Consider the following 7104-nt stretch of genomic DNA (forward strand, 5'->3'; position numbering starts at 1 on the left):
TATTTTCTTAATTAAATAAAAAACTAATCTGTCATCTTTATATTATCACTAAGATGAAGATTAGTCATTACTTTTAAAAAAATATTTAAGTATTTTTATTATTTCTTAACCTTTTTTGTTTTATGTTGTCTTTTAATAGTATTTAATATCACTTTTTGTAAAAACAGCTTTCTCCTATAAATTCTCTTAATATAGAATTTTCAGGTACATATTCTGGGTTTACATCTTTAAAAAAGTTTAAAAAACTTCTCAATCTTATAGCTTCGTAATAAACACTACTTTTTTTAGATACTTTTCTAAGCTCTTTTAATGCATAATTTTTTAATATACAAAGTTCATATACTAAAGTAGAATTAAACATAACATCTGCATTTTCTTGAAAAACAAATATGTTTTTTTCTTCCCCTCTTTTTATTGAAGGCCACATTTCTAAAGTTTCTTCTGCAGTGCATCCTCTAAATAAACTATCTCTAACTATTCTCCTTATTCTCCTTACATCAGTAGTTGCAATTCTATTGTGATTATCTAAATTAAGTTGCGTAAGAGCACTTATATAAATTTTAAATTTATTTTGTTTCGGTATATAGGATGTTAACATTTCATTTAATCCATGTATTCCTTCTATTACCAATATTCCGTTTTTAGGCAAATGTATTTTATGATTTATCCATTCTCTTTTTCCTTTCTTAAAATTAAAGCTAGGAATTTCTACTTCATTTCCTTCTAATAAATCCCTTAAGTTTTCATTAAATAATTTTAAGTCTAAAGCATATATAGATTCAAAATCATAGTTTCCATTTTCATCTTTAGGAGTTAATTCCCTGTCTACAAAATAATCATCTAAAGATATAGAAATAGGCTTTAATCCATTTACTCTCAATTGTATTCCAAGTCTTCTTGCAAAAGTAGTTTTCCCTGAAGATGAAGGTCCTGCTATTAATACTATCTTTACATCTTTTTTTTCATTTATCATATCTGCAATATAAGCTATTTTCTTTTCATGTAATGCTTCTGCTACTCTTATTATATCTATAATATCATTATTTTCTACTTTGTCATTTAATGCTCCCACGTCTGCTACATCTAATATTCTACCCCACTTTTCTGTTTCATAAAATATTTTTGCCAACTTTTTATGTTCTATAAATTGTGGTAATTCTTTAGGATTTTCTTCTGTAGGATATCTTAATATAAAACCAGGCTTATAATACACTAAATCAAATAATGTTATTATTCCTGTGAAATATGCCATTGGTCCATAAAAATAATCAAATCTATTTTCTAATTCATAAAGCCATACTTTATCATTATTTAAGTGTTTTAATAACCTTACTTTGTCTTCCATACCATATTCATTAAATATTTTTATTGCTTCTTCTTTTGATTTTGATACTTTGTTTATGCATATGTTATTATATATTATTTCTTTCATTCTATTCTTTATTTTAATTATATCTTCTTCACACAAAGGCTTATTTTTGTGTATTTCTCCAAAAATACCTTTGCTTATGGAATGTTCTATGGTTATTTTTGCTTCAGGATATAAATCTAAAACCGATTTAATTAATATAAATTGAAGTGTTCTTACATAAGTTTTCATTCCTATGCTTTCTGTTATTTCTATAGGTTCAAATATACATTCTTTTTCTATTTTTGTGTTAAGTTCCTTTATTTCATCATTTACTTTCCCAAGTATTATAGATTCTTTATTCTCTTTGTAATTATTTTCTATTATTTTATACAAAGGAGTTCCTTTTTCTACTTCAATATCTTTTTTATTATTTAATATGACTTTTATATTATTCACTATATACACTCCTTTCAAAATTAGGTTGTATTATTATTATACTTTAAATTTTAAAAAAAGTTACATTTATGCTTATAATTTCTTAATATTTAGCAGAAAATATACTCTATGAGGTGATCTATGTGTTTATATCAATGTTTAGAACTTTAATATTATACTCTGTAGTTCTAGTGTCAATGAGAATTATGGGTAAAAAACAAATAGGTCAGCTAGAGCCTTTTGAACTAGCTGTGGCTATAATGATATCCGAATTAGCTTCTTTGCCAATGCAAGATCCTAAAATCCCAATTATGCATGGAATAATACCTATAATTACACTACTATTTTTTCAAGTACTTTTATCTATAATACAACTTAAAAGTGAAAAAGCAAGAATTTTAATAAACGGCAAACCTAATATTCTTATAAATCACGGCGAAATAAATATAGATGAAATGAAAGAGCAAAAATATAATATAAATGACTTAATGGAAGAACTAAGGCTAAAAGGATATCATAATATTAACGATATAGAATTCGCTATTTTAGAAAGTAGTGGTCAAATATCTATTATACCTAAGTTAGATGCTGCAAATGTAACAAGAAAAGATTTAAATATAAAAGGGGGTAGAAATATAATACCTGTTACTTTAATATTAGACGGAAAATTAAATATTAAAAATTTAAACTATATAAATAAAAGTGAAAAATGGTTATATGATAAGCTAAAAGAAAATAAAATTTCATCTGCTAAAGATGTTTTTATAGCTTATTTGGATTCTGAAGGCAACTTTCATTTACAAAAAAATAAAAATGAAAGGGGTAAATAATTTTGAAAAATACTATAATATCCTTTATTGTATTCATTTCCACAATAATATTTATAAGTTTTTCTTTAAAATATTTAAACACTATTTCTTTAAACTTAAAACAAAATAATATAAAATTGGAAAACAATATAAAAGAAAATTCTTGGGAAAAAGCTAATAAAGCTTCAGAAGAATTTATTAATCAATGGAATAAATCATCAAAAAAGTTAGCTTTATTTTTAAATCACGACGAATTAGATAAAATTAACTACGAAATTACTGAATTAAGTTATTTTGTCAAAACCAAGGATAAAGATGAATGTTTATCTAGAACTACTAAAATAAAGTTTTTTCTTAAACATATATTAGAATTAGAAAAAATAAATATTGAAAATGTATTTTAAAACCATGGAAAATATCATATAATATATTATATGTAATATATACTATTATAGTTTTAAGCTATACTAATTTAAATTTTAAACATAAAATCCATTATATTTAATTGAAAGGTGGAATTAATATGCCATTAGTAACAACTAAAGAAATGTTTGAAAAAGCTTATAAAGGTAATTATGCCATAGGAGCTTTTAACATTAATAATATGGAAATAGTTCAAGGTGTAGTTAACGGTGCAAAAGCTCAAAACTCTCCTGTAATACTTCAGGTTTCTGCTGGTGCTATGAAATATGCTAATCCTAAATATTTAAAAGCAATGGTAGATGCTGCTGTTGCAGATACTGGTCTTGATATAGCTCTTCATTTAGACCATGGTGCAAATATGGATCAAGTTAAGTTAGCTATAGAAACAGGGTTTACTTCTGTTATGTTTGACGGTTCTCACTATGATTATGAAGAAAATGTTAAATTAACTAAAGAAGTAGTTGATTATGCCCATGCTAGAGGTGTAGTAGTTGAAGCTGAACTTGGTAAATTAGCTGGTGTGGAAGATGATGTTAATGTAGCTGGTCATGAAGCTACTTATACTGATCCAGATCAAGCAGTAGATTTTGTAAAAAGAACTGGAGTGGATTCATTAGCTATTGCTATTGGAACAAGCCATGGTGCTTATAAATTTAAAGGGGAAGCTAAACTTGATTTTGATAGACTAGAATTAATAACTAAAAAACTAGAAGAAAACGGATTTAAAAACTTTCCAATAGTACTTCATGGAGCTTCTTCAGTAGATCAAGACTATGTAGCTATGTGTAATGAATACGGTGGTAAAATGCCAGGAGCTAAAGGAGTTCCTGCTGAAATGTTAAGAAAAGCTGCTTCAATGGCAGTTTGTAAAGTAAATATGGATACTGATTTAAGATTAACTATGACTGCTACTGTAAGAAAAGTTTTTGCTGAAAAACCGGCTGAAATAGATCCTAGAAAATACTTAGGACCTGCAAGAGAAAACATTCAAAAATTAGTTGAATACAAAATTAAAAATGTATTAGGTTCTTCTAATACTCAATAATTAATTATTAAATAAGTTCCCTGTAAATTTATAGGGAACTTATTACTTTTCAATATAATTAACTCCATTACTCACTGCTCAAATACATGTTAAATAATATCACTAATCTTTATTTTATGATATAATATTTTCAATGTATGTTTCAACTTTTAGTTTATTAATGAGGTGTTATATTGAAAGAAATAGAAACAAAAATAATAAATATAAATATAGATAATATAAGAAATAAATTAAAAAACATAAATGCAAAAAAAGTAAAACAAGAAAATCAAATTAATAAAATATTTGATTTTCCTAATAAATCATTATTAAATAAAAAAGGTTATGCAAGAATCAGAATAGTTGAAGATATAATAAATAATAAACATTTGTTTTATATGACTATAAAGCAAATGTTAAATCAAGATAAATATAAAGTTATGAATGAATATGAAGTAGAAATAGATAATGCTAAAGAAGGAGAAAACATATTTAAAGCTTTAGGTCTTGAATTAGTTCAAACAATAAAAAAATATAGAGAAAGCTATAAATATAAAAACACTTTAATTGAAATAGATATAAATGAAAAATCTTTTTTTCCTTTTCCTTATATAGAAATTGAATCTAGTGATGAAAAAGAACTAGAAGAAGTAGTTATTTTGCTAGGATATACTTTAAAAGATACAAATCCTAAAACTATTCATGATATATTAAAAGAAATAAACCAAAATAATTAGGAGTTATTTATGTTTGGATATGTTACCCCTTGTAAAATGGAACTTAAAATAAAAGATTATGAAAAATTCAAAGCTTATTACTGTGGATTGTGCAAAGCAATAAAAATCAACTTTGGAAATATACCTAGAATAACTGTGAATTATGATATGACATTTTTAGCTATTCTTTTAGATTCTTTAAATACTAATAAAAGTATATTTTCTAAAGAACACTGTATTGCACATCCTTTTAAAAAAAGAATTATATTAAAACAAAATAACAGCTTAAATTATGCTGCCTTTTTTAATGTTTTTTTAAGTTACTATAAGCTTTTAGATAATGTGGAAGATGATGATTCCTTTAAGAGTAAACTTTGCTCTAAATTATTAAAAGGTTATATAAAAAAAACTCCTTTAAGCCTAAATAATCATGAAAATTATGTAAAGAATAAATTAATAGAATTATATTCTGCAGAAAAAAATTTTAAAAATAATTCTATAGATAGCATATCTCATCATTTTGCTGATATTACAGGTTTTATTTTATCATCTTATGAAAAATTAGATGATGATACTACAAGAAAAAATCTATATTATTTAGGATATAACTTAGGAAAATGGATATATATAATAGATGCTTGGGACGATTTAGAAAAAGATATGATAAATAATAAATTTAACTTAATAAACAATATACTTAATAAAGATAATTTACCCTTTGATAAATTAAAATATTCTGTAGAAGGAAGAATTAACTTTACATTAATAAGCTGTGCTAGAAAGTGTGTTACGTATTTAAATTCTATACATTTAAATAAAAATAAAAATTTGCTATACAATATTCTATCTTTAGGTCTTATGGAGAAAATGGATAAGGTTTTTAAAAGGAGTGATAATACTGATGAAAACGAATAAAAATCCTTATGAAATACTTGGCTTAAAGGAAGGAGCCTCAAAAGATGAAATAAGGAGAGCCTATAGAAATTTAGCAAAAAAATATCATCCAGATCAATATGAAAATAATCCTCTTAAAGAATTAGCCGAAGAAAAAATGAGAGAAGCAAATGAAGCTTATGAGGTTTTAACTAAAAACAAAGATGCATATAATTATAATAGCAATGATTATTCTAATGACTTTAACATATATGAATCTATTAGAATTGATATAAGCAATAGAAATTTTGCTGCTGCAGAACAAAAGCTTAATAATTGTTCCGTAAGAAATGCCGAATGGAATTTTTTAATGGGAATAATTAATATTGAAAAGGGGTGGTATGATTCCGCTTACAGGTATTTTACAACTGCTTGCAATTTAGACCCTACTAATATGGAGTATAGGCAAGCTTTTGCAAGATTTAACAATTTAAATAATTCTTATAGACAAAGTTATTATAATAAAAAAAATAATGATAGAGATTTATGTAATATATGCACAACTTTATACTGTTTAGATTGTTGTTGCGAATGTATGGGCGGTGATTTTATTAGTTGCTGTTAAAAAAATGGAGGAATGATTATGAATAGTAATACCTCTTATGTAACTAAAGGTGGTTTAATAACTGCACTAAGTATAATTTTTATTTATATAAGCACTATTATACCTACTAATAGAATATTTATACTAGCTATAACTTCTTGTTTAATACCTATAACAGTATTAATTTCTAATATAAAATTTGCTTTTATAGTATACTTATGCACTAGCTTATTAAGTTTAATGCTAGTGGGATTAAAATCTCAAGTTATACTGTATATTATTTTTTTTGGACTATACGGAATAGTAAAATACTATATAGAAATATTGAGAAAACCACTTATAGAAATAATTTTAAAATTCTTATTTTTTAATGTTTCTGTAATTTTGACATTTTTTGTTTTTAAAAAATTATTTATAAATAATTTATCTATAAAAATTCCTATTATATATATAATAGGAATTATGGAAATAGTATTTTTATTATATGACTACGCATTAACTTTATTTATAAATTACTTTAATAACCATTTTAGAAAAATACTTAGAAAACATTGACTTATTTTTTCAGATTGTTATAATATTATTGTTAGTATCACGTTTTTATACTGCCCAATAGCCAAATGGTAAGGCACCTGCCTCTGGAGCAGGCATTTTGTAGGTTCGAGTCCTGCTTGGGCAGCCATTTTTAAACTTCTTGGATTATTCAAGAGGTTTATTTTTTATGTGTAAAACAAATTCAAATCTTAAATTGCAATATTAAATGCAACACCCCTGTGAAAAAATCATGTAGAATAGGACTGACAATAGTCAAAATCAGCCTTAAGCCCATCTTAATAATAACAGGAGATGGAGTGCATGGGTTTGTCAAG

General features: G+C 24.8%; 8 protein-coding genes and 1 tRNA gene. 8 read left to right on the plus strand and 1 reads right to left on the minus strand.

The window, feature by feature from the left end:
* Positions 1-148: 148 nt before the first annotated feature.
* A complete protein-coding gene (locus CLOACE_RS09510) occupies positions 149-1807 on the minus strand; it encodes a nucleoside kinase (RefSeq protein WP_070110877.1) in 1659 nt (552 codons plus the stop codon).
* A 122-nt stretch (positions 1808-1929) separates the two neighbouring features.
* On the opposite strand from CLOACE_RS09510, the gene CLOACE_RS09515 reads away from it, so the two are divergent.
* The 8 genes from CLOACE_RS09515 to CLOACE_RS09550 all read left to right on the plus strand — a co-directional run bounded on the left by CLOACE_RS09515 (position 1930) and on the right by CLOACE_RS09550 (position 6917).
* Positions 1930-2616, plus strand: a complete 687-nt coding sequence (locus CLOACE_RS09515; RefSeq protein WP_070110878.1) for a DUF421 domain-containing protein — start codon at positions 1930-1932, stop codon at positions 2614-2616.
* Positions 2617-2618: 2 nt separating this feature from the next.
* Entirely contained in the window at positions 2619-2999 is a 381-nt protein-coding gene (locus CLOACE_RS09520) for a DUF4363 family protein (protein ID WP_070110879.1), read from the plus strand.
* A gap of 119 nt (positions 3000-3118) precedes the next feature.
* The gene (gene fba / locus CLOACE_RS09525; protein ID WP_070110880.1) at positions 3119-4063 is read left to right on the plus strand and encodes a class II fructose-1,6-bisphosphate aldolase; all 945 of its coding nucleotides are present in this window, start codon (positions 3119-3121) and stop codon (positions 4061-4063) included.
* Positions 4064-4236: 173 nt separating this feature from the next.
* Positions 4237-4779, plus strand: coding sequence for a class IV adenylate cyclase (locus CLOACE_RS09530; RefSeq protein ID WP_070110881.1), 543 nt, complete (start codon positions 4237-4239; stop codon positions 4777-4779).
* A 9-nt stretch (positions 4780-4788) separates the two neighbouring features.
* Positions 4789-5673, plus strand: coding sequence for a DUF5685 family protein (locus CLOACE_RS09535; protein WP_070110882.1), 885 nt, complete (start codon positions 4789-4791; stop codon positions 5671-5673).
* Positions 5660-6256, plus strand: coding sequence for a J domain-containing protein (locus CLOACE_RS09540; protein WP_070110883.1), 597 nt, complete (start codon positions 5660-5662; stop codon positions 6254-6256). The genes CLOACE_RS09535 and CLOACE_RS09540 overlap by 14 nt, the downstream gene beginning before the upstream one ends.
* 18 nt (positions 6257-6274) lie before the next feature.
* Complete coding sequence (locus CLOACE_RS09545) at positions 6275-6790, plus strand: hypothetical protein (RefSeq protein WP_084027612.1); 516 nt, start codon at positions 6275-6277, stop codon at positions 6788-6790.
* Between the two features lie 51 nt (positions 6791-6841).
* Positions 6842-6917 (plus strand) — tRNA-Gln (locus CLOACE_RS09550).
* Positions 6918-7104: the final 187 nt, after the last annotated feature.

Origin of the sequence: Clostridium acetireducens DSM 10703 (assembly GCF_001758365.1) — a bacterium.
Classification (GTDB): Bacteria; Bacillota; Clostridia; order Clostridiales; family Clostridiaceae; genus Clostridium_C; species Clostridium_C acetireducens.

Bases quoted from the DNA above. Each gene is read 5' to 3' on its own strand.
- CLOACE_RS09540 (WP_070110883.1), top strand. From the start codon at position 5,660: ATGAAAACGAATAAAAATCCTTATGAAATACTTGGCTTAAAGGAAGGA.
- fba (WP_070110880.1), top strand. From the start codon at position 3,119: ATGCCATTAGTAACAACTAAAGAAATGTTTGAAAAAGCTTATAAAGGT.
- CLOACE_RS09545 (WP_084027612.1), top strand. From the start codon at position 6,275: ATGAATAGTAATACCTCTTATGTAACTAAAGGTGGTTTAATAACTGCA.
- CLOACE_RS09535 (WP_070110882.1), top strand. From the start codon at position 4,789: ATGTTTGGATATGTTACCCCTTGTAAAATGGAACTTAAAATAAAAGAT.